We start from the raw sequence: 20803 nt of genomic DNA on the forward strand, positions 1-20803 counted from the left end.
GCGCCGACTGCCTGGGTACGTTATGTGTGCGTTAGCGACGGCACCAAACGTCGGCCGTGTGCGTCGGAGCATCGACAAGCACGCGACCGCAGGACGAGGGGGACCCGATGGCCAGCGGCCACACTGTCGATACGGGGAAGATCAACGCGGCCGGCTCGGCGTACAGCAAGGACGGCGCCGACCTCGGGACTGCTGCGGCCAAGGTTGAGACGGGCGTGTCCGCCGGTCAGATCGGCAAGGCCTGGTCGGGAACTGTCTCGAGTTACAGCGCTGCCATCAAGAAATACCGCGACACGATGACCACCTTTGGTCAGCATGCATCCGACCTGGGCGGAAAACTCACCGCCGCCGCCGCCGGTTACGAAAAAGGCGAAGAAGTCAATGCGAGTACTATTTCGAAACAGGATTCGTGATCATGGCTGACTCAATTTTCGCGAGTATCCGCAAGGAATCGATCAATAGTTCATTTACGCCGCAGCAGCTTGACCAGATGCGTTCCATGCTCGACGACCCGAATGTCTCCGCGCAGGACAGGAACAATTTTCTCTATGTCCTGGCCGATGCCGGCCGGGTTAGTGATGCAGAGATTGACAGGTATGCGCCTCAGGTTGGTGCCGGAGCTGCCGACGTAAAATCTGGCGGCGATGTAAAATCGAATACTGATCACGCCAAGGCCGCGCTCGGCAATGCCAAGCAAGAGCAGCGTGCCGGGCAGGTCAAGCAGAACCAGGCTGATCTTCAGGGTGTGCAAAATACCCTGAACCAAGGCGGTTTCTCGAACTCCGACCAGATTATCGATGAAGGCGTCAAAGGGCTCAAGCTTTTTGACGAGTTCTATCCGCTGTATCAGCAAGCCGGTGGTCCGCCCAGTGGTGTGATGCCGGCTCCTGGGGCGCCGGGCGGGCCGGCACCCGTCAGTGTTCCGGCAGCACCTCCTCCGGGGGCTGCTCCCGGGCCGACTCCGGCTACCTACACCCAAACCGGTGTGGACCCGACCAGCCTGCGCGCGGGTATGGACGAGTTTCGCGGTATTGACTTCTCTGCTTTTCATGCCGATGCGCAGACGCTGCAGACCGCGGGCAAGGTTGTCGGAGACTCCGTGGACGCGTTGCACACGGCGTGGGCGAATACCAGCGATTGGACCGGGGATGCCAAAACAGCGGCGGAGGCGGTTAATAACAGTCTGGTCAAGGGTGCGGGTGCGCTTTCGCAGGCGTTGACCACTGCTCCGGGTAATATCAGCGGGGCTATCGACAATGTGGTGATGAAGAACGTAGTTCAATTCGCTGAGAGTGTGACAAGTTCTTACGGTGACGGCAAAATAGCCGGCATGAGCCCGCAGGATGTTCAAGATACTCTGCAAGCAAAGGAAAATCTCCCGCAGCTTATCGATATGATCAACTCATCCGATGGCGGCTTGCTCTGGGTCGGTTTGCTTCCTGCTGTAGAGTTCATGAACAAGCAAGGTATAACTTTCCCGTCGGCTGATGTGGGTTCGAAGCAGGATTTTCTTGACGCCGCGACGAAGTTGCAGACGACCACGGATCAGCACCTTCAGCAGTTCGTGACGGAATACAGCACCAAGGCCAACGCTGTTCATCAGCAAGCCGCTACCTATGTGCAAGCGATCGACAAAAACTACAGCGCGCTGATTCAGAACCTGTCCACTGCGCTCGATCCGGATCCGTTCGCCGCGGCTACTGGTACGGACTCCGGGCCGACGACGCCTTCGTCGTCGAGCGGGGGGCCGTCGGGTACGAGCGGCTCCTCCGGCGGCTCGGTCACAGGCGGCGGCATCAGCGCGCCGGCTGCTGCCCCGCCGCCGCCTCCCGAAGTGAATCCGCCGACGGCTGCCCCGCCCAAGGTTGCGGACGGAATGAACCCGGTCACCGGGCAACCGCTCGAGACCGATCCGGCAACCGGCCAGCCCTATCCGATCGACCCGAAGACCGGCGCCGCGCTGAAACCCGGCGTAGGTGAGCAGGAAACCGTCAAGGTGCAGAAGGGCGATAACACGATAGCGATGTCTGAGCCCGACAAGAGCGGCAAAATGGACGTCGCCGTTGACGATGGCTCAGGGCATCACAAGGACTACAAGCTGGACTTCGGTGACGAAAAGACTGCCGATGGGAAAACCGAGGATCCGGCAGATGCGAAAGCTGACGGTTCCGGGCCGGCCTCTGCTGCGGCCGGCACCGCCGGTGGCAGTTTGCCGGGAGGTAAGGATGGCTCACCCAGCTCGGACGGGGCGTACAAGCCAGGCGCCGACGGCAAGATTCACATCCAAGATGGTGACTTGAAGATCACGGCTGAACGGCCCAGCGGCGCTGATGGTCCGACCGTGGTCACCGTCGACGACGGCAAGGGCGACCCGACCAAGTACACCCTGGACGACGCCAAGGGTTCGGCCGAGGGCAAGGCCGACCCGCTTGCCGGGTCAGCTACCGGCGGTTTGGGTGTCACCACTAGCACGTCTGGGGCGCATCACGCCGATTCCGGTCCGCAGGGCACCTCCGACAGCGGACACCAGACCGACACTGGCCGCACCGGAGTGTCAGGCGCCCACGCCGATACGTCGGATCCCGGTTCGTCGGCGGCACAGGGTTCCGGCACCGGAGACGCCGGTGTCTCCACTCAACCCTCAGCGCGCAGCTTCGCCACGCCGGGCGGGCTTGACCTCAGCGGCGATCTTGACACCTCGGGCGGTCATGAATCCGCAGGCGGCGACGTAGCGGGCACGGGCTCGTCCGACTCGACCACCCCTGCCGGAGCAGACGGGATCGCGGCCGTGGTTGCCGCACCCGGAGAGTCTGCGGCGCACAGCGCGCTCTCGGCGGCTTTCAACCTGGAACCCGGTGCTGAGGTTGGCAGTGAAGCCGCCCTGCCGTCGTCGGCGCATCCGGAGTCCGAGCTCGGCACTGCCCCCGGCGGGATGGACCCGAACGCCGGTCAGCCAGCGCCCGCGGGCGCGCCTCCCGGAGGCATGAGCGGGATGATGGGCGGTATGGGTGGCGCGGGCGGCGGTGGTGGTGGCGACCAGCAGCGCAGTTCGAGTGCTTACCGCGTCGACGGTGGCATCTTCGAATCGAGTGGCGCCAAGGGGCGGATCAGTGGGTCGCTCGATGACGAAGGTGACCGTTCGATCAGCTATGACAGATAGCCGTTCAGCTGAGGGGAAGTGAACCATGACCGGCGGTCTCGATCCGGTACTGGCGGACCAACTGGCCCAGACTCAGGCCGAGGGTAGGGCGAGGTCGGCTGAGATCACTGAACACGTACGGGCAACTTCCCAGCGGATCGCCGCGGAGTCGCAGCGGCTGAAGGAAGAGAACGAGGCGTTCTCGAAGGACCTTGCGAGGCGTGCCGAGGAGCGTGCTGAGGCTGCCAAGAATCAGTGGGCACGCACCGACCAGAAGGACACCACGTACAACCTGGGTGGCGCTGAGGCCGAAGAGGACGCGCCGGAACAACTGGCCGTGCCGCAGGCCGAAGCGACCACGCGTGGGCGTCATGCTCGAAGGCCCGTCGAAGATGACGACGACTACTCCGACCACAACTGGTTGGGCTGAGCCAACGAGAGTGAGGGGCTCGCGGGCCCCTCACTCTCGTTGATGTGTCAGACCAGGGTTTTCTGCTCATCCAGGTCGATGGCCGCTTTCTTGAAGTCCGCCTCCAGCAGCGGGCGGTACTTCTGCGTGCCGGTCAGGTGCGTCAGGAAGAACGCGGTGAACAACGCTTGGACCAGCCGTTGCGTGCCGCGATGCGGTTTGCCCTGGAGAAGCAGTTGGCTCCAGTGCCTGCTCTCCGTCACCGCGAGGTGGGAGGACTTGCGGACTGTCCGGAGCTGCACCGGACCTGCCCAAGCCTTCGCGATGGCTTCGGCGTGGCCGACCGCGGGGGCGACGAGGTCGTCCTCTGCGGCGAGGTGGAGCCCGGGCACGCTGATCTCGCGAGCGGCGTCGCTGGCCGGCGGGAGGGTCTGAGCGGCGGCGAACGTCGCGACCGCGCGCACGTCCGGGCCGTCGGTGGACGCTGCGGCGAGGACGGCGGCGCCGCCGCCGATCGAATGCCCGGCGAGGCCGAGGCGGTCGGGGTCGACGCTGATGCCGTTAGGGCCAAGCCGGACGCCGGTGACTACGTCGAGTGTGCTCAGCAAGTCGGCGGCGAAGAGGCGATGCGACGGAAGCGGGCCGCGCTGGGTGGCGGGCGCCGCGGCGACGATGCCCCAGCTCGCGAGGTGGCGGAGGAGGTCGCGGTAGAGCCCGGGCGGCTGGAGCCAACCGTGGCCGAAGGCGATCGCCGGCAAGCCGAGGCCGGCGCGCGGCGTGAACACGACGCCCGGGAGTCCGACGAGGGCGAGGTCGCCGCGGAGCACGTCGTGCGGCCCGGGGTGGGAGAGCTCCGTGAGCAACTCCTTGGGCTTGCTGGCCATGGCCGTGACCTTACTGCCAGCGCGCCCGCGCAGCCCGTCGCCGCCCCGCCGAGTGCAGTTAGCGGGCTAAACGCGCTCCTTAGCATGCCTACGTAAATGGGGGGAGTGTGGGCGCGGGGTGGGGTCGGTAGGAGCCGGGCGAGTGCAGTTAGCCCGCTAAACGCACTTGGGGAGGGGTGAGGCGAGTGCGGAGCGAGTCGGTCGCGCGGGCCTCGTTACCCTGATCGGTGTGTGTGGAATCGTGGGATATGTCGGCCACCGGCCAGCGCTGGACGTCGTGTTGGGCGGACTCCGCAGGATGGAATACCGCGGCTACGACTCGTCCGGAGTCGCCGTATTGGACGGCGCCGGTGCGCTGAACGTCGAGCGCAAAGCGGGCCGGCTGGCGAACCTGGAAGCCGAGCTCGACGCGACCGGTCGCGAGAATTTCGTCGGGACCGCAGGCATGGGGCACACCCGCTGGGCCACCCACGGCGCTCCGGTCGACCGCAACTCCCACCCCCATCGCGATGCCTCCGGACGTGTCGCGATCGTGCACAACGGGATCATCGAGAACTTCGCCGCGCTCCGGGCCGAGCTGGAAGCAGACGGCGTCGAGCTCAGCAGCGACACCGACAGTGAGACGGCCGCGCACCTGATCGCCAGGGCGTACGACTCCGGCGACACCGCCGGTGACTTCGCCGCCAGCGTGCGCGCTGTCTGTCGTCGCCTCGACGGCGCGTTCACCCTGGTCGTGACCATGGCCGACCAGCCGGGCAGCATCATCGCCGCGCGCCGGTCGTCCCCGTTGGTCGTCGGGGTCGGGGAGGGCGAGACGTTCGTCGCGTCCGACGTGTCGGCGTTTATCGAGCACACTCGCGAGGCGGTGGAACTCGGGCAGGACCAGGTCGTCGTGATCACCCGCGACGGCTACGACGTCACCGACTTCTTCGGCGAGCCCGCGCAGGCCAAGCCGTTCACGGTCGATTGGGACCTCTCGGCCGCCGAAAAGGGCGGCCACGAGTACTTCATGCTCAAGGAGATCGAGGAGCAGCCGGAAGCGCTGGCCAACACCCTGCGCGGGCATTTCGACGGCAAGCGGATCATCCTCGACGAGCAGCGGATCTCCGACCAGGACCTGCGCGATGTCGACAAGGTGTTCGTCGTCGCGTGCGGCTCGGCCTACCACTCGGGCCTGGTCGCGAAGTACGCTATCGAGCACTGGACCCGGTTGCCCGTCGAAGTCGAGCTGGCCAGCGAGTTCCGCTACCGCGACCCGGTCCTGGACCGCGCGACGCTCGTCGTTGCCGTGTCTCAGTCGGGCGAGACCGCGGACACGCTCGAAGCCGTGCGGCACGCTCGTGAACAGAAGGCCCGGGTCCTGGCCGTCTGCAACACCAACGGCGCGCAGATCCCGCGTGAATCCGACGCCGTGCTCTACACGCACGCCGGACCCGAGATCGGCGTCGCGTCCACCAAGGCGTTCCTGGCCCAGATCGCGGCCAACTACCTCGTCGGCTTGGCGCTGGCCCAGGCCCGCGGCACGAAGTACCCGGACGAGGTCGCGCGCGAGTTCGCCGAACTCGAAGCGATGCCCGCCGCCGTCCAGAAGGTGCTGTCGACTGTCGACCAGGTCAAGGAACTCGCCGGCAAGATCGCCGACTCCAAGGCGGTGCTCTTCCTCGGCAGGCATGTCGGGTTCCCGGTCGCTCTCGAAGGTGCGCTCAAGCTCAAGGAGTTGGCGTACATGCACGCGGAGGGATTCGCTGCGGGCGAACTGAAGCACGGTCCGATCGCGCTGATCGAAGCCGGTCTGCCGGTGGTCGTGGTCATGCCGTCACCGAAGTCCCGCGCGGTGCTGCACTCGAAGCTGGTGTCCAGCATCCAGCAGGTTCAGGCCCGAGGTGCCCGCACGATCGTGATCGCAGAGGAGGGCGACGACGTCGTACGCCCGTTCGCCGACGAGCTTGTCGAGATCCCTGCGGTCCCGACGTTGCTCCAGCCGCTCGTCGCCACTGTGCCGCTTCAGGTTCTTGCTGCTGAGATCGCGCGCGCCCGCGGGTACGACGTCGACAAGCCGCGTAACCTGGCGAAGTCGGTCACGGTCGAGTAACGGAGGTCGTCGCGTGCAGGGGATCTGGACCACGGATCACATTCACGCGGCAGAAGACGGGTTACTCGCCGTCACCGCTGACGGTGCGCTGATGCGCAAGGCGGCATTCGGGCTCGCTGTGAACGCGGCAGCGATGCTCGTGGAGCACACAGGCGCCGTGTCCGGTGGCCGTGTCGTCCTGCTTGTCGGCGCCGGGAACAACGGTGGCGACGCCTTGTGGGCCGGCGCATTCCTGCGTAAGCGGGGAGTTGCTGTGTCGGCCGTGTTGCTCAAGCCCGAACGTGCTCACGTCGCAGGCCTGTCCGCGCTTCGTCGCGCAGGCGGCCGCGTCGTGTCTGCGGAGGACGCGCCTGAGTGGCTTGCGAAGGCTGACTTGGTGATCGACGGCATTGTGGGTATCTCCGCGAGTGGCCCGCTGCGGCCTGACGCCGCGAAGTTGCTGACGTATCTCAGCGCGCCCATCCTGGCGGTCGATCTGCCGAGCGGGGTCGATCCGGACACCGGCGCGGTCGACGGGCCCGCGATCCAAGCGACGCGCACGGTGACGTTCGGTGCGCGCAAGCCGGTGCACGTGCTGGCCCCGGCCAGGTGCGGCGAGGTCGCGCTGGTTGACATCGGGCTCGGTCCGCGACTCGGCGAGCCGGATCTGGTGTGTCTGGACCGGGTCGACGTCGCGGCTGCTTGGCCGTTCCCAGGCGACGACGATGACAAGTACAGCCAGGGCGTGACCGGGGTCGCCGCCGGCTCCGCGACGTACCCGGGCGCCGCCGTGTTGGCGACGGGGTCCGCGGTCCACGCGACCGCCGGCATGGTCCGGTATGCCGGGCATGCCGCCGACGTCGTGCGTTCGCGGTGGCCCGAGGTCATCGCGACCGGGTCGGTGACCGATGCCGGCCGGGTGCAGGCGTGGGTCGTCGGGCCGGGCATCGGCACCGGCCATGACGGGCGTGAGGTGCTCCGACACGTCCTCGGCGCCGGTGTGCCGGTGTGCGCGGACGCCGACGCGACGACGTTGATCGCGCACAATCCCGAACTGCTCGACGCCCGCGATCCGGACACTCCGCTGGTGCTCACCCCGCATGCCGGCGAGTACGAGCGGCTGATGGGGCGCGCGCCGGGAGGCGACCGGGTCGAGGCCGCGCGGGCAGCCGCTCGCCGGTTTCAGGCGGTCGTACTGCTGAAGGGGCACTGCACGATCGTCGCCGCGCCGGATGGACGCGCGCTGGTCAACGTGCCCGAGGGGTCGTGGCTCGCGACAGCCGGGTCCGGTGACGTTCTGTCCGGGCTCGTCGGGTCGCTGCTCGCGGCGGGCGTGGAGCCGTGGCTCGCGGCCGGCGCCGCCGCGTACGTTCACGCACTCGCCGGCTCACTCGCCGCCGATGGCGCTCCGACTTCGGCCTCCGGCCTCGTCGACGCCATCCCGGGGGCTATCCGGGCTGTCGCGCGCGGAGTGCGTTTAGCGGGCTAATTGTAGTCGCCCTGGTCAGGACGGGGTCGGCGCGACGTTTAGCCCGCTAAACGCACTCGGGTGCCCCCGAGCCCACCAGCGGATATCGAGTTGAGTGTTAACAACGGGGTGCTTTTCTGATAAAACGTGGTGGTGAGCATTTCGCGGGTCGACGACGTGGCGGGCAGCGAGGTGCTCGCCCGTGGCTAAGACCAGGCCGTCGGACGCCGCCGTCGAGCAGCGCCGCCAGGACGTCCTCGAGTACGTCATCGAGCGCCGCGAAGCCCGCATCGACGACCTGACCGGGCACTTCGGCGTCAGCCTGATGACAATGCACCGCGACCTCGACGACCTCGCCGACCGCCGCCTGCTCGTCAAGCTCCGCGGCAAGGTCGAGGCGTACCCCGAACTCACCATCGAGACGGCTACCCGCTTCCGCGACGGGTTGAACCAGCCCGAGAAGGAGGCACTGGCCGAGCTCGCTGTCGCCCAGGTCCGTCCCGGGCAGACGGTGTTCATCGACGACTCGACGACGCTGTTCCCGCTGGTCCACCTGCTGGCCGAGTTCGAGCAGCTCACCGTGATCACCAACTCCCTGCGGGTCGCGCGCATCCTCGGGCCCTCCGCCGGGGTCGAGGTCCTGCTCGTCGGCGGCCGCTACAACAATGAGTTCGACTCCTGCATCGGCCCCGACGTCCTCGCCGCGATCGACCGCACCCGCGCCGACGTCGGGTTCGTCTCGGTGACGGCCATCGCCGCCGGCCGCCTGTTCCACCCGGTGCAGGACTACGCCGAGCTCAAGAAGGCCGTGCTCCGGGCTTCCAACCGCAACGTGCTCGTCGTCGACAACTCGAAGTTCGGCAAGACAGCCACCTACGCGCACGGCGTCGTCGGCGACTACGACCTGCTCATCACCGACGACTCGGCGCCCACTGCCGAGATCGAGGCCGCGGTGAACTTCGGCACGGCGGTCGAACTGGCCAACCTCGACCACTGGACCGAGAAGGGAGAAGCGCCCGCAGATGAACGCGACAGCTGAGCACGGCGACCTCGTCGCCGGGATCGATTCCTCCACGCAGTCCACCAAGGTGGTCGTCTGCGACGCACGGACGGGCGCCATCGTGCGCACCGGACGCGCGGCGCACCCCGATGGCACCGAGGTCGACCCCGCCGCGTGGTGGGACGCGTTCACCCAGGCCACCGCGGGTCTTCTCGACGGCGTCTCGGCGATCGGAGTCGGCGGGCAGCAGCACGGCATGGTCACCCTGGACGACCAGGGCGACGTCGTCCGGCCCGCGCTGCTCTGGAACGACACCCGCTCGGCGAAGGCGGCCGCGCAGTTGAGCAGTGAGCTCGGCGGCCCGGAAGCCTGGGCCAAGTCGGTCGGTTCGGTGCCGGTCGCGAGTTTCACCGTCACCAAGCTGCGCTGGATGGCCGAGCACGAGCCGGCGCTCGCGGACCGCGTCGCGCGCGTTCTGCTACCGCACGACTGGCTCACCTGGCGTCTGCTCGGCGCCGGCGTGCCGCCCGTGACCGATCGTGGCGATGCCTCCGGGACGGGTTACTTTTCCCCTGCGGACAACAGTTATCGCCTCGACCTCCTGGCGCACGCGTTCGGCGGCCGCACCCCGGAGCTGCCGAAGGTCCTCGGTCCCGCCGAGCCCGCCGGACACACCCCCGACGGCATGCTCGTTTCGGCGGGCACCGGTGACAACATGGCAGCCGCGCTCGCGCTGGAGCTCGGCGTGGGCGACGTCGTGGTTTCGCTCGGTACCAGCGGGACCGTGTTCGGTGTCGCCGAGACACCGGCGGCCGACGCCACCGGCACGGTCGCCGGGTTCGCCGACGCCACCGGTCGTTTCCTCCCGCTGGCCTGCACGCTCAACGCGGCTCGCGTGCTGACGTCCGCCGCGTCGATGCTCGGCGTGGACCAAGGCGGGTTCGACAAGCTCGCCCTGGCTGCGGAACCCGGTTCGGGAGGCCTGACACTCCTGCCCTATTTGGACGGTGAGCGCACGCCGAACCTGCCCGAGGCCAGCGGTTCGCTGTTCGGGCTCAGGCGAGCCAACATGACTCCCGAGAACCTCGCCCGGTCGGCCGTCGAGGGCATGCTGTGCGGTTTGGCCGCGGGCCTGGACGCCGTGCGCCGCCACGGCATCGAAGTCCGCCGCGTGCTGCTGATCGGTGGCGGGGCCCAATCCGCCGCCGTCCGCGCGGTGGCGCCCGCCGTGTTCGGCGTGCCGGTTTTCGTCCCCGAGGTCGCCGAGCACGTCGCGGTCGGTGCCGCGCGCCAGGCGGCCTGGGCATTGGCTTCCAGCTCGGAACCCCCGACCTGGCAAGGAAACACCCGGCTCGCGCTCGCCGAGCCGACCGAGGCGGAACTCGCCGAGGGACACCGAATCCAGCAGCGGCACCTCAGCGCCCGAGAAGTCGAACACGGCATCCCAGCTGATATCCGAGAGGACTGATCCGATGGCCACGATCACCTATGACAAGGCGTCCCGGCGCTACCCCGGTTCCGAGCGGCCCGCCGTCGACGCGCTGGAGCTGGAGATCGCCGACGGCGAGTTCCTCGTGCTCGTCGGCCCGTCCGGTTGCGGCAAGTCGACCAGCCTGCGCATGCTCGCCGGCCTCGAGGACATCGACGAAGGCGCCGTGTGGATCGGTGACCGCGACGTCACGCAGCTGCCGCCGCGGTCGCGCGACATCGCGATGGTGTTCCAGAACTACGCGCTGTACCCGCACATGACCGTGGGCCAGAACATGGGCTTCGCGCTGAAGATCGCGGGCAAGCCGGCCTCGGAGATCAAGCAGAAGGTGCTCGACGCGGCGAAGCTGCTCGACATCGAGGACTACCTCGATCGCAAGCCGAAAGCGCTCTCCGGCGGGCAGCGGCAGCGCGTCGCGATGGGCCGCGCGATCGTGCGTGAGCCGCAGGTGTTCCTGATGGACGAGCCACTGTCCAACCTGGACGCCAAGCTGCGGGTGTCGACGCGTACGCAGATCGCCGCGCTGCAGCGCCGGCTGGGCGTGACCACGGTGTACGTCACGCACGACCAGGTCGAGGCCATGACGATGGGCGACCGGGTGGCCGTGCTGTCCGACGGTCTGCTGCAGCAGTGCGACACCCCGCGTGCGCTGTACGAGAAGCCCGCCAACGCGTTCGTCGCGGGGTTCATCGGCTCGCCCGCGATGAACCTGGTGACGGCGAAGCTGACTGAAGGCGGCGCCGAGCTCGGTGGTGTGACCCTGCCGCTTTCGCGGGAGATCACCGCTGCGGCGGATGGCGACACCGTGACGGTCGGCTTCCGGCCGGAGTCGCTGGAGCCGACCACCGACGAAGCGGGTTCGATCGCGATGAAGGTCGAGCTCGTCGAGGAGCTCGGTTCCGACGCGTTCTGCTACGGCAAGCTCGTCAACGCGATCGACGAGGACAAGTCCAACGTCGTCGCGAGGGTCAACCCGCGCGCGACGCCGAGCATGGGCGACACCCTGCACCTGCGGATCCGTCCCGACGAGCTGCACGTGTTCTCCGCCACCAGCGGGGCCCGCCTGTCCTGACGCGGTTCTATGGAAAAATGGTGGTTGTTATGACAACCACCGCCGCACGCGCCGAAGTCGTGATCGATCTGCACGCCATCCGGCACAACCTCGCCCTGCTGGCGGCGCGTGCCGCGGAATCCGGCGCGTCGACGATGGCGATCGTCAAGGCGGACGGGTACGGGCACGGCGCGTTGCCGGTCGCCCGCGCCGCTGTCGAGGCCGGCGCGAGCTGGCTGGGCACGTGTTCGCTCGGTGAGGCCATCGAGTTGCGCCGGGCGGGGATTTCCGCCCGGCTGTTCAGCTGGCTCGACACGCCGGAAGCCGATTTCGCCTCGGGCATCGCCGAGCGAGTGGACCTTTCGGTCAGCTCGCTCGGCGAGCTCGCGCGGATCGCCGAGGCGGCGCGCCGCGTGGGTGAGCGGGCGCGGGTGCACCTGAAGATCGACACCGGGTTGTCCCGCAACGGTTGTGCGTCGGCCGAGTGGCCGGCGTTGGTCGAGGCGGCCGCGTCGGAGTCCGGTGTGGACGTCGTCGCCGTCTGGTCGCATCTCGCGTGTGCGGACGAGCCGGGCCATCCGTCGATCGACGCGCAGGCCAAGCGCTTCCAGTCCGCCTACGACGTCGCCCGGGAAGCCGGGCTGGATCCGTTGCGGCATATCGCGAATTCCGCGGCCACCCTGACCAGGCCGGACCTGCATTTCGACCTCGTACGCCCCGGTATCGCGATGTACGGGCTGAATCCGGTGCCGGACTCCGAAGACCTGCACCCGGCGATGAGCTTCCGTTCGGCAGTCGTTCTGGTCAAACGGATATCGGCCGGGGAGTCCGTCTCTTATGGACACACCTGGACGGCGGAACGGGACACGAACCTCGCACTGGTGCCGGTCGGTTACGCCGACGGGGTACCACGCGCGCTGTCCGGCCGGATGAACGTGCTGCTCGGTGGCAAGGTTCGTCCGGTCGTCGGCCGGGTCTGCATGGATCAGCTCATCGTCGACCTCGGTGACGACGAGCCGCTTGTCGGCACCGAGGTGGTCCTGTTCGGCTCCGGGAGCGACGGGGAACCGACCGCGCGGGAGTGGGCGGACAAGCTGGGCACGATCGACTACGAGATCGTCACCTCGATGTACCGGCCGCGGGTTCGCCGTCGCTACGTGGGGGAGACCCGATGACGCCGTCGCGACGTCTGCTCGCCATCGTGGGCGGGGTCGGCGCGATCGCGACCGGGACGGCCGCCGCGATCGCCGTTGCCACCCAACAGCGTCGGCAGACTGAAGATCCGCTGGTGGACGAGCTGCTGGGCGAGTTGAAGCCGGATCGTACGTCCACAGTGGCCGCCGATGACGGCACGCCGTTGTCGGTCGAGGAGATCGACCCGTCAGACGGCGGCGCGCCCGAACTGACCGTGGTCGGCGTGCACGGGTTCGCGCTTTCGCGCCGGAGCTGGCACTTCCAACGTCGCGACCTAGCTTCGCTGTCGTTGCCGAGGGTGCGGCAGGTGTACTACGACCATCGCGGGCACGGGCTTTCCGGCCTCGCGACGCAGGAGAACAGCACTATCGAGCAGCTCGCGCTCGACCTCGACAGCGTGTTGCGCGCGGTCGCGCCCGACGGGCCGCTGGTGCTCATCGGACATTCCATGGGCGGCATGGTGATCATGGAACTCGCGGCCAAGTTCCCGGAGCTGTTCGCCGAACGCGTCCGAGGGGTGGCGTTGATTGCGACGGCCGCCGGCGAGGTCGGCGCTCGAGGTCTGTCGCGTTCGCTGCTCTCGAAGTACAACCCGCTCACCAAGGGCGTCGGCGGGCTGGCCGGTTGGCAGCCGGGGCTGGTCGAGTTCGTGCGGGCGGCGGGCGGTCAGCTGACCAGGCAGGCCGTGCGGCGGCTGGCGTTCGGCAGTCGTGACGTCAGCCCGAGGCTGGTCGACTTTATGCTGGAGATGCTGGCCGTGACGTCCGTGCGCGGGCTGGTGAACTTCGTCGACACGCTCGGCAGCCACAACCGCTACGCCGCGCTCGCCGGGTTGCAGCATGCCCGCGTGCTCGTGATCGGGGGTGACTCCGACCGGTTCACGCCGTTCGCCCACGCCGAGCGGATCGCCGCCGAACTGCCGGACGCGGAGCTGGTGCGGGTGAGGGGCGCGGGGCACATGGTGCTGTTGGAACAGCCTGAACTGGTCAACAGCTACCTGATCGACCTGATCCAGCACTGCGCGGGCGTCGACGGCGTGGCTTTTCCCGAACGGAACTGGTGGTGGCGGCGATGACCTTCGAACTTCCGGCTGTCGAGGACACCGAGGCCTTCGGGCGCTCGTTGGGGCGGTCGCTGCGCGTCGGCGACGTCGTCCTGCTGTCCGGGCCGCTCGGCGCCGGCAAGACGGCGATGACCAGGGGGATCGCTGCGGGTCTCGGAGTGCCGGGGCGGGTCAGCTCGCCGACGTTCGCGATCGCGCGCGTGCACGGCGCGGGGCCGGGCGGGGTGGGGCTGGTGCATGTCGACGCGTATCGGCTCGGCGGGGACCTGGCGCAGCTCGACGACCTGGACCTCGATGCAGACCTGGAGCGGTCCGCGGTGGTCGTCGAGTGGGGCGAGGGGACCGCGGAGCGGCTGTCCGATGACTACCTCGTCGTCCGCATCGACCGCCGCGATGACGACGTCCGCGTGGTGGCGTTGGAGCCGCATGGTGCCTGGGCGGCGCGCCTCGCTGAGCTGCAGTTAGCGGGCTAACTGCAGCGCTTAGCATGCCTAAGCGATTTGCCCGGTTGTGTGACCTGCGCCGATGCCGGCGGGATCCTTAGCATGCCTACGGAGCGCGTTTAGCCCGCTAACTGCACTCGCCTGGTCAGCTGGGCAGCGCGCGCTTCAGCACCTTGCCCATGTCGTTGCGGGGGAGGGCGTCGAGGAAGCGGACGACGCGGGGGCGTTTGTGCGGCGCGAGCAGGCGCGCGACGTGGTCGGCGAGCTCCTCCGCGGCAGGCGGCTCCCCAGCCGCGACCACCCAGGCGACGATGCGTTCGCCCAGGTCGGCGTCCGGTTCGCCGGTCACCGCGACCTCGGCCACACCGGGGTGCTCGAGCAGGATGTTCTCGATCTCGCCGGCCCCGATCTTGTACCCGCCGCTCTTGATCAGGTCCGTCGCCTTGCGCCCGACGATCCGCACGTACCCGTCCGCATCGCGGGTGGCCATGTCCCCGGTGCGGAACCAGCCGTCGTCGAACGCCGCGGCCGTCGCGTCCGGCCGGTTGAGGTACCCCGTGAATAGGTTGGGCCCGCGGACCTGGATCTCTCCGATCGTCTCCCCGTCGCTGCCCGCGATCGTCGCGCCGGCCTCGTCGACCAGGCGGACGTCGACGCCGCCGAGCGGCACCCCGACCGAGCCGGCTTTGCGCTCGCCGTCGGCGCGGACGCTGGTGTTCATCAGCGTCTCGGTCATGCCGTAGCGCTCGACGACCTGCTGCCCGGTCGCGGCGGTAATGAGCTGGTGATCGTGCACCGGCAGCGCCGCCGACCCCGACACCAGCAGTCGCGCACCGCTCAAGGCCTTCGCCAGCGCCTCGTCGGTGCCGACCTCGGCGGCGATCCGGTGGTACATCGTCGGCACGCCGAACATCATCGTGGCGCCGGCCGCGAGTGCGTTCGTGACGCCTTCGGTCGAGAACCGTCCGAGGTGATGGACCGTGCCCCCGCGCCTCAGCGGCCCCAGCATTCCGAGGATCAGCCCGTGGACGTGGAACAACGGCAGCGCGTGCACGAGGATGTCGTCAGCGGTCCACTGCCAGGCGTCTTCGAGCGCGTCGAGCGTGGTCGCGATCGCCCGGCGCGGCAGCACGACGCCCTTCGGCGGGCCGGTGGTGCCGGAGGTGTACACGATCAGTGCCGGCGTCTCGGTGTCGGCCTCCGGCGGCAGTTCGCCCGGCGTGCCGGTGAGGACGACGTCGAGGCGGGGGAGCGCGGCGAGCGCGTCCGGCAGCGTGACACCCGGTTCGGCGAGGACCAGCTCAGGGGCGCTGTCCGAGACGATGTGCTGGAGTTCGCGCTCGCCGACTTTCGGGTTGACCGGCACCGCGGGCACACCCGCCAGTAGCGCGGCGACCACCGCGACGGTGGTGTGCAGCGTCGACGTCGCCCAGACGGCCACCCGGCCCCGCGGCAGCGCCCGCGCCAACGTGCCCGCGACCGTCGCGAGCTCGGCGTAGGTGAGCGACTGGTCGCCGAACCGCAGTGCTTCCTTGTCGGGCGAGCCGGTCAGAGCGGGGAACAACACAGGCGGGCCTCCGTGTCAGCGTCACGTCCGCGGAACGCGCGAACCTTCGCCGAAACCGTACCGTGACGCCGTGCCGGAGCCAGTGACCCGCGTCACTCGGAAAGCGGCCGCGACCTGGGGACCCGAGTGCGTTTAGCGGGCTAAACGCACTCGCCGGGGACCTGCCAGGCCCCAGAGCAGGCCGAGGGCGACGGACAACGGGGGTCGCTGGTTGTGAAGAAGGTTCGCGTCTGGGGTTGCCGGGTTGCGTGCCGGTCGCGAAAGCGTCGCCGTAGGCTGGGACACCGTGTTAGTACTGGCGATCGACACCTCGACACCCGCGGTGACGGCGGGCGTCGCGAAGCTGGACGCGGCCGGCGTCACGATGCTCGGCGAACGCGTGACGGTGGACCCGCGCGCCCACGGCGAACTGCTGACCCCGCACGTGCTCGACGCCGTCCGCGAGGCGGGCACGACCCTCGCCGGCCTTGACGCAATCGCTTGCGGAGTCGGTCCGGGCCCCTACACCGGCCTGCGCTCCGGGATGGCGACGGCTGCGGCGCTGGCACACGCGCTCGACATCCCCGCGTACCCGGTCTGCGGCCTTGACGCCATCGCGGAGGAGGCGCCCCGCGGTGAACCGCTGCTCGTGATGACGGACGCGCGGCGCAAAGAAGTCTACTGGGCCGCCTACGACATGTGGGGCGTCCGCCTTACCGGACCCCGCGTCGACCGCCCAGCCGAAGTGCGGTCCGGCGAAGCGACCGCCGCGGCCGGTGACGGCGCGCGGTTGTACGCCGAGACGCTGACGCTGCGCGTGGTCGAACCCTGGTACCCGAGCCCGGCCGGCCTGGTCGCCGCCGCGCGGAAGACGCTCCTCGCGGGCGCGCCCGCGGAGCTGCTCATCCCGCTTTACCTCCGCAGGCCGGACGCCGTCGAGCCGACCGCCCGCAAGCGGGTGATCGCGCCGTGAAGCTCGAACCCCTGCGGCGCGCGGACATCCCCCGGTGCGTCGAGATCGAGAAGATCCTGTTCCCCGGCGACGACCCGTGGAGCGCCCGCGCGTTCCATTCCGAACTCGACGCCGGCGGTTATTACCTCGCCGCGCGTGACGAAGAATCCGGCGGAGTCGTCGGCTACGCGGGCCTCGCCGTCGTCGGCCGGCGCCTCGGCGAGTTCGAAGCGAGCGTGCACACCATCGGCGTCGATCCTGACTTCCAGAGTCAAGGCATCGGCACCGCGTTGTTGAGGATGCTGCTGGCGCGGGCCGACGAGGTGCTCGCGCCCGTGTTCCTCGAGGTCCGCACCGACAACGCGTCGGCGATCGCGCTCTACGAGCGGTACGGATTCGCCAGAGTCGGCCTGCGGCGGCGGTACTACCAGCCCTCCGGCGCCGACGCCTACACGATGACGCGCCCGGCGCGCACCGAAGAGCGGGAGGTGGCGGGCTGATGCCACGGATCATCATGGGCATCGAGAGTTCGTGCGACGAGACCGGTGTCGGTCTCGTCCGTCTCCACGACGACGGGGCTGTCGAGTTGCTCGCCGACGAGGTCGCGTCCAGCGTCGCGCTGCACGCCCGGTTCGGCGGTGTGGTTCCCGAAGTCGCCAGCAGGGCCCACCTCGAGGCCATGGTCCCCACCGCCGAACGTGCCTTCGCCAAGGCAGGCCTCCGACTGTCCGATGTGGACGCAATCGCGGTCACCGCGGGGCCGGGGCTTGCCGGTGCACTGCTGGTCGGCGTGTCCGCCGCGAAGGCTTACTCTGCGGCGCTCGGGATTCCGCTCTATGGCGTCAACCATCTGGCCGGACACATTGCCGTCGACACGTTGCAGCACGGGCCGTTGCCGTCACCGTGCCTCGCGATGCTGGTTTCCGGCGGACACACTCAGCTGCTGCGCGTCGACGACGTCGCCTCGTCCATCACCGAACTTGGGTCCACTGTGGACGATGCGGCGGGGGAGGCGTACGACAAGGTCGCGCGCCTGCTCGAGCTGCCCTACCCCGGCGGTCCGCCGATCGACAAGGCCGCGGCGAACGGCGACCCGAAAGCGATCGCGTTCCCCCGGGGCATGACCGGACCACGTGACGCCCGGTACGACTTCTCCTTTTCCGGCTTGAAAACCGCCGTCGCCCGCTGGGTCGAGGCGGCCGAGCGGCGTGGCGAGAAGATCCCAGTGGAGGACGTAGCCGCGTCATTCCAAGAAGCCGTCGCCGATGTTCTGACCATGAAAGCCGTCCGCGCGGCGAAGGACTTCGGCATCGGCACACTGGTTATTTCCGGTGGGGTCGCGGCGAATTCGCGGCTGTCGGCGCTGGCGGGCGAACGCTGCGCGGCGGCCGGTATCGAGCTGCGTGTGCCGCGGCCGGGGCTGTGCACCGACAACGGCGCGATGATCGCCGCGCTCGGTGCCCACGTCGTCGCCGCGGGTCGTCCGCCGTCCTCGCTCGAGATTTCGGCGAATCCGTCGCTGCCGGTCACCGTAGTGTCGGTTTGACCCGCACCGCGTCGACAGTTCCGTTCCGCAGTCCGAGCAACGCCTCGATGGCGCCGATCGACCGCTTGGCGGCATCGCCCTTGCCGTAGGGATTACCCGTCCGCGTGGGCTGCAGCGTGCCCGCCAGCAGCTTGGTGGCGGTGTCCACGATCAGCGCGGTGTCCGTCCCGACGAGCCACGCGCAGCCGGCGTCGACGGCCTCCATGCGCTCGGTCACCTCGCGCAGCACCAGCACGGGGGTGCCGAACGTTGGTGCCTCTTCCTGGATCCCGCCGGAATCGGTGATCACGAGCCGCGCGAGCTTCAGCGCGCGGACCAGATCGGGGTAGCCGAGCGGTTCGGTGATGGTGATCCGGTCGACCCCGCCGAGCGTGGTCTGGACCTGTTCGCGGACCGCCGGGTTGGGGTGCACAGGGAACAGAATCTGCACGTCCGGGTGGCTGGCGACCAGCATCTTGATCGCGGCCAACGTCCGCGCCATCGGTTCGCCCCAGGACTCGCGCCGATGCGACGTGACCAGCACCAGCCGTTCACCCGCTTCGGCGACTTCCATTTCTAGCAGGGCAAGAGCCGGGTCCTTGGCAGGCAGGTCTTTGGCCGCGACCGCCAGCACCGCGTCGACGCCGGTGTTGCCGGTGATGGTGATCTGCTCCAGTGGCACACCTTCGGCACGTAGTGCCGACGCCGCGTCTGCCGTCGGCGCGAGATGCAGCGCGGCTATCCGCGAGATCATCTGCCGCGTGCCCTCCTCGGGGAAGGGCGCGTCGAGATCATGGGTGCGCAGACCGGCTTCCAGGTGCACGATCGGGACGCGTCGCCAGAAAGCCGCGAGCGCGCCGGCCAGTCCGGTACTGGTGTCACCCTGGACCACCATCGCCACTGGTTCGTGCCGCCGCAGGGCTTCGTCCACCGCGGGCAGCATCCCCGAGACCAGTTCGGCCTGGGTACCGGCTTCTCGCGGCGGTGTGTCCAGCCAGACGTCCACGGTCAGTCCGAACGGGACAAGGGCCTGCTCGACCATGCCCGCGTGCTGGCCGGAGTGCACGATCAACGGCCGCAGCCGCGGATGGTTTTCCAGCGCGAGCGCCAGTGGCGCCAGCTTGACCGCTTCCGGGCGCGTGCCGGCCAGCAACATCACGTCCACACGCGCGGACCCCTCTTTTCGGACTGTCACGTCGTCAGTCTGCCGAAAACGGGGGGCCGGCTACCAGCCTGTGCCCAGCACAGTCCGGTAACCGGCCCCTTTGCCGCCGCTAGCGGTTCGTTCGGGCGAGTCGCCGGTTGCGGCGACTCGCGGCGACGACCGCGGTGATCCCCAGCACGAGCAGGAGCACGCCGACCGTGATCCACCAGCCGACGTCGGCACCGGTGTAGGCCAACGTGCCCACACCGCCACCGGCCACGCCGACTCCGGCGCCTGGCATCTTGTACATATCCGCCTCGCCGGTCGACTAGGCCGCGGTGACGGGACGCCGCTTGCGGACGATCCGCGTGCCCACGGGGACGGCTATCGCGCCGAGCAGGCCGAGCCCGATCCACAGGCCGGCGCCGGACGCGAGCGGGACCGGCAGGCCGGCGGGTCCGCAGGTGGCCGACGAAATGATGACGTCGCCGGAGCCGATCGCGCCGAGGGCGCCGCCCAGCAGTTTGATGTGCACGGCATTGACCGTGAGGCTGCCGTCGGAGTGCTTGATCTGCTCGTTGAGGATCACCGTGGCGACGTTGATGGCGCCGAGGCCGACCTTGAGCGTGGTGTTCGCGGCCGGGGTGACGGGGATGTCACCGAGGCTGCCGAGGTTGGCGTCGGCGAACGTGCTGCTGCCCTGCACACCCTTCTGGGTGGCCGTGCAGTCCGCCTCGATGACCTTGGCGCCGACGGTGCCGAGTGCCGCCTTGAGCAGCGGAAGACCGACGTCGGCGGTGCTCGCCTTGGCCGTGACCGCGCCTGACTGGTCGTCCCGCTTGGCTTCGGTGTTGATCACCCCGGCCGTCACCACCGTGGGCAGGATGACCTTGGCCAGGCTGTTCGTGGTGGGCCCGTTCGTGCTGGCCGCGGCCAGCGGGCCCGCCTGCACGGCCTGGGCGCCGAGGAGGGTCACGTCCACGGACACGCCGTACGCGGACCCGTCACCGGGCGCCGCCGAGGCGGGGGCCGCTCCGATGAGGACCACCCCGGCCACCACAGCGGCGAGTAGTCCACCTCGACGCAAGAGGTGCGTCTTCATCAACTGTTCCTCCGAATTATCTCATGGAGACCGAAGCGCAGACGAATTCCGGCAGGCGTCAGTCGGCTCGCGAATCCTGTATCGGCGTGCGTTCGGCAAAAGGTACAAGAAATGGCGTTTGCCACCGGATCGAGTACTCTTTCCGAGTATTCCCGCAGGTCGTTTCAACACCACTCGTTTGGAGTAGTCAGTTCCTGGGTGATCGTGCCGAATGGGGTCGGGATCGCGTAATGAACGGGCTTGCCCCGGCGATAGCCTTCATGTTGTGTGGGTAATGTCGAGAGCGCCCGAGCATGACCTTGGGTGATCCGGCTCGAGCGATC

General features: G+C 68.8%; 19 protein-coding genes. 14 read left to right on the forward strand and 5 right to left on the reverse strand.

Features of this window, described 5'->3' with window-relative positions; all coding sequences use genetic code 11:
• The first annotated feature begins 107 nt into the window (after nucleotides 1-107).
• Genes JWQ81_RS21300 through JWQ81_RS21310 form a run of 3 tightly spaced genes read left to right on the forward strand, consistent with a single transcriptional unit; the run spans nucleotide 108 to nucleotide 3569 of the window.
• A complete protein-coding gene (locus tag JWQ81_RS21300) occupies nucleotides 108-413 on the forward strand; it encodes a type VII secretion target (protein WP_297544194.1) in 306 nt (101 codons plus the stop codon).
• 2 nt (nucleotides 414-415) lie between these two features.
• Nucleotides 416-3160, forward strand: a complete 2745-nt coding sequence (locus tag JWQ81_RS21305) for a hypothetical protein (RefSeq protein ID WP_297544196.1) — start codon at nucleotides 416-418, stop codon at nucleotides 3158-3160.
• Between the two features lie 25 nt (nucleotides 3161-3185).
• On the forward strand, nucleotides 3186-3569 hold the full coding sequence (locus JWQ81_RS21310) for a hypothetical protein (protein ID WP_297544199.1): 384 nt from the start codon (nucleotides 3186-3188) through the stop codon (nucleotides 3567-3569).
• 47 nt (nucleotides 3570-3616) lie between these two features.
• On the opposite strand, the gene JWQ81_RS21315 is transcribed toward JWQ81_RS21310, so the two are convergent.
• Nucleotides 3617-4432 carry an alpha/beta hydrolase gene (locus JWQ81_RS21315; RefSeq protein ID WP_297544201.1) on the reverse strand — a complete coding sequence of 272 codons (816 nt, stop codon included), beginning with the start codon at nucleotides 4430-4432 and terminating at the stop codon, nucleotides 3617-3619.
• Between the two features lie 229 nt (nucleotides 4433-4661).
• Between JWQ81_RS21315 and glmS the strand changes: the two genes are divergently transcribed.
• The 8 genes from glmS (at nucleotide 4662) to tsaE (ending at nucleotide 14241) form a co-directional block, all read left to right on the forward strand.
• Nucleotides 4662-6524, forward strand: a complete 1863-nt coding sequence (gene glmS / locus JWQ81_RS21320; protein ID WP_297544203.1) for a glutamine--fructose-6-phosphate transaminase (isomerizing) — start codon at nucleotides 4662-4664, stop codon at nucleotides 6522-6524.
• A gap of 13 nt (nucleotides 6525-6537) precedes the next feature.
• Nucleotides 6538-7992 carry an NAD(P)H-hydrate dehydratase gene (locus tag JWQ81_RS21325; RefSeq protein ID WP_297544205.1) on the forward strand — a complete coding sequence of 485 codons (1455 nt, stop codon included), beginning with the start codon at nucleotides 6538-6540 and terminating at the stop codon, nucleotides 7990-7992.
• A gap of 181 nt (nucleotides 7993-8173) precedes the next feature.
• The gene (locus JWQ81_RS21330; RefSeq protein WP_297544206.1) at nucleotides 8174-9010 is read left to right on the forward strand and encodes a DeoR/GlpR family DNA-binding transcription regulator; all 837 of its coding nucleotides are present in this window, start codon (nucleotides 8174-8176) and stop codon (nucleotides 9008-9010) included.
• The gene (gene xylB, locus JWQ81_RS21335; protein WP_297544208.1) at nucleotides 8994-10439 is read left to right on the forward strand and encodes a xylulokinase; all 1446 of its coding nucleotides are present in this window, start codon (nucleotides 8994-8996) and stop codon (nucleotides 10437-10439) included. The genes JWQ81_RS21330 and xylB overlap by 17 nt, the downstream gene beginning before the upstream one ends.
• A 4-nt stretch (nucleotides 10440-10443) precedes the next feature.
• Nucleotides 10444-11532, forward strand: coding sequence for a sn-glycerol-3-phosphate ABC transporter ATP-binding protein UgpC (gene ugpC / locus JWQ81_RS21340; protein ID WP_297544210.1), 1089 nt, complete (start codon nucleotides 10444-10446; stop codon nucleotides 11530-11532).
• 29 nt (nucleotides 11533-11561) lie between these two features.
• Nucleotides 11562-12686, forward strand: coding sequence for an alanine racemase (alr, locus tag JWQ81_RS21345; RefSeq protein WP_297544213.1), 1125 nt, complete (start codon nucleotides 11562-11564; stop codon nucleotides 12684-12686).
• The gene (locus JWQ81_RS21350) at nucleotides 12683-13780 is read left to right on the forward strand and encodes an alpha/beta hydrolase (protein ID WP_297544215.1); all 1098 of its coding nucleotides are present in this window, start codon (nucleotides 12683-12685) and stop codon (nucleotides 13778-13780) included. The genes alr and JWQ81_RS21350 overlap by 4 nt, the downstream gene beginning before the upstream one ends.
• Nucleotides 13777-14241, forward strand: a complete 465-nt coding sequence (tsaE, locus tag JWQ81_RS21355) for a tRNA (adenosine(37)-N6)-threonylcarbamoyltransferase complex ATPase subunit type 1 TsaE (RefSeq protein WP_297544217.1) — start codon at nucleotides 13777-13779, stop codon at nucleotides 14239-14241. Before JWQ81_RS21350 ends, tsaE begins: the two co-directional genes overlap by 4 nt.
• 115 nt (nucleotides 14242-14356) lie before the next feature.
• On the opposite strand, the gene JWQ81_RS21360 is transcribed toward tsaE, so the two are convergent.
• Entirely contained in the window at nucleotides 14357-15778 is a 1422-nt protein-coding gene (locus tag JWQ81_RS21360; RefSeq protein ID WP_297544219.1) for an acyl-CoA synthetase, read from the reverse strand.
• Between the two features lie 286 nt (nucleotides 15779-16064).
• Between JWQ81_RS21360 and tsaB the strand changes: the two genes are divergently transcribed.
• The 3 genes from tsaB to tsaD are packed head-to-tail and all read left to right on the forward strand — an operon-like array spanning nucleotide 16065 to nucleotide 18255.
• Nucleotides 16065-16730, forward strand: coding sequence for a tRNA (adenosine(37)-N6)-threonylcarbamoyltransferase complex dimerization subunit type 1 TsaB (tsaB, locus tag JWQ81_RS21365; RefSeq protein ID WP_297544221.1), 666 nt, complete (start codon nucleotides 16065-16067; stop codon nucleotides 16728-16730).
• Nucleotides 16727-17209, forward strand: coding sequence for a ribosomal protein S18-alanine N-acetyltransferase (gene rimI, locus JWQ81_RS21370; RefSeq protein ID WP_297544222.1), 483 nt, complete (start codon nucleotides 16727-16729; stop codon nucleotides 17207-17209). The genes tsaB and rimI overlap by 4 nt, the downstream gene beginning before the upstream one ends.
• Nucleotides 17209-18255, forward strand: coding sequence for a tRNA (adenosine(37)-N6)-threonylcarbamoyltransferase complex transferase subunit TsaD (gene tsaD / locus JWQ81_RS21375; protein ID WP_297544224.1), 1047 nt, complete (start codon nucleotides 17209-17211; stop codon nucleotides 18253-18255). Before rimI ends, tsaD begins: the two co-directional genes overlap by 1 nt.
• Here the strand turns inward: tsaD and wecB are convergent.
• The 3 genes from wecB to JWQ81_RS21390 all read right to left on the reverse strand — a co-directional run bounded on the left by wecB (nucleotide 18236) and on the right by JWQ81_RS21390 (nucleotide 20480).
• Entirely contained in the window at nucleotides 18236-19399 is a 1164-nt protein-coding gene (gene wecB / locus JWQ81_RS21380) for a non-hydrolyzing UDP-N-acetylglucosamine 2-epimerase (RefSeq protein ID WP_297544332.1), read from the reverse strand. The two genes, tsaD and wecB, sit on opposite strands and share 20 nt — an antisense overlap.
• A gap of 109 nt (nucleotides 19400-19508) precedes the next feature.
• Nucleotides 19509-19688 (reverse strand): LPXTG cell wall anchor domain-containing protein, encoded by a 180-nt coding sequence (locus tag JWQ81_RS21385; protein WP_297544226.1) that lies wholly within the window; start codon nucleotides 19686-19688, stop codon nucleotides 19509-19511.
• Nucleotides 19689-19706: 18 nt separating this feature from the next.
• Nucleotides 19707-20480, reverse strand: coding sequence for a choice-of-anchor P family protein (locus JWQ81_RS21390; protein WP_297544228.1), 774 nt, complete (start codon nucleotides 20478-20480; stop codon nucleotides 19707-19709).
• Between the last annotated feature and the right edge of the window lie 323 nt (nucleotides 20481-20803).

It is taken from the genome of Amycolatopsis sp. (assembly GCF_025464955.1).
Taxonomy (GTDB): Bacteria; Actinomycetota; Actinomycetes; order Mycobacteriales; family Pseudonocardiaceae; genus Amycolatopsis.

Coding starts and splice junctions, on each gene's coding strand:
- JWQ81_RS21300 (WP_297544194.1), top strand. CDS start 108: ATGGCCAGCGGCCACACTGTCGATACGGGGAAGATCAACGCGGCCGGC.
- JWQ81_RS21305 (WP_297544196.1), top strand. CDS start 416: ATGGCTGACTCAATTTTCGCGAGTATCCGCAAGGAATCGATCAATAGT.
- JWQ81_RS21310 (WP_297544199.1), top strand. CDS start 3,186: ATGACCGGCGGTCTCGATCCGGTACTGGCGGACCAACTGGCCCAGACT.
- JWQ81_RS21315 (WP_297544201.1), bottom strand. CDS start 4,432: ATGGCCAGCAAGCCCAAGGAGTTGCTCACGGAGCTCTCCCACCCCGGG.
- xylB (WP_297544208.1), top strand. CDS start 8,994: ATGAACGCGACAGCTGAGCACGGCGACCTCGTCGCCGGGATCGATTCC.
- ugpC (WP_297544210.1), top strand. CDS start 10,444: ATGGCCACGATCACCTATGACAAGGCGTCCCGGCGCTACCCCGGTTCC.
- alr (WP_297544213.1), top strand. CDS start 11,562: ATGACAACCACCGCCGCACGCGCCGAAGTCGTGATCGATCTGCACGCC.
- JWQ81_RS21350 (WP_297544215.1), top strand. CDS start 12,683: ATGACGCCGTCGCGACGTCTGCTCGCCATCGTGGGCGGGGTCGGCGCG.
- tsaE (WP_297544217.1), top strand. CDS start 13,777: ATGACCTTCGAACTTCCGGCTGTCGAGGACACCGAGGCCTTCGGGCGC.
- tsaD (WP_297544224.1), top strand. CDS start 17,209: ATGCCACGGATCATCATGGGCATCGAGAGTTCGTGCGACGAGACCGGT.
- JWQ81_RS21385 (WP_297544226.1), bottom strand. CDS start 19,688: ATGTACAAGATGCCAGGCGCCGGAGTCGGCGTGGCCGGTGGCGGTGTG.
- JWQ81_RS21390 (WP_297544228.1), bottom strand. CDS start 20,480: ATGAAGACGCACCTCTTGCGTCGAGGTGGACTACTCGCCGCTGTGGTG.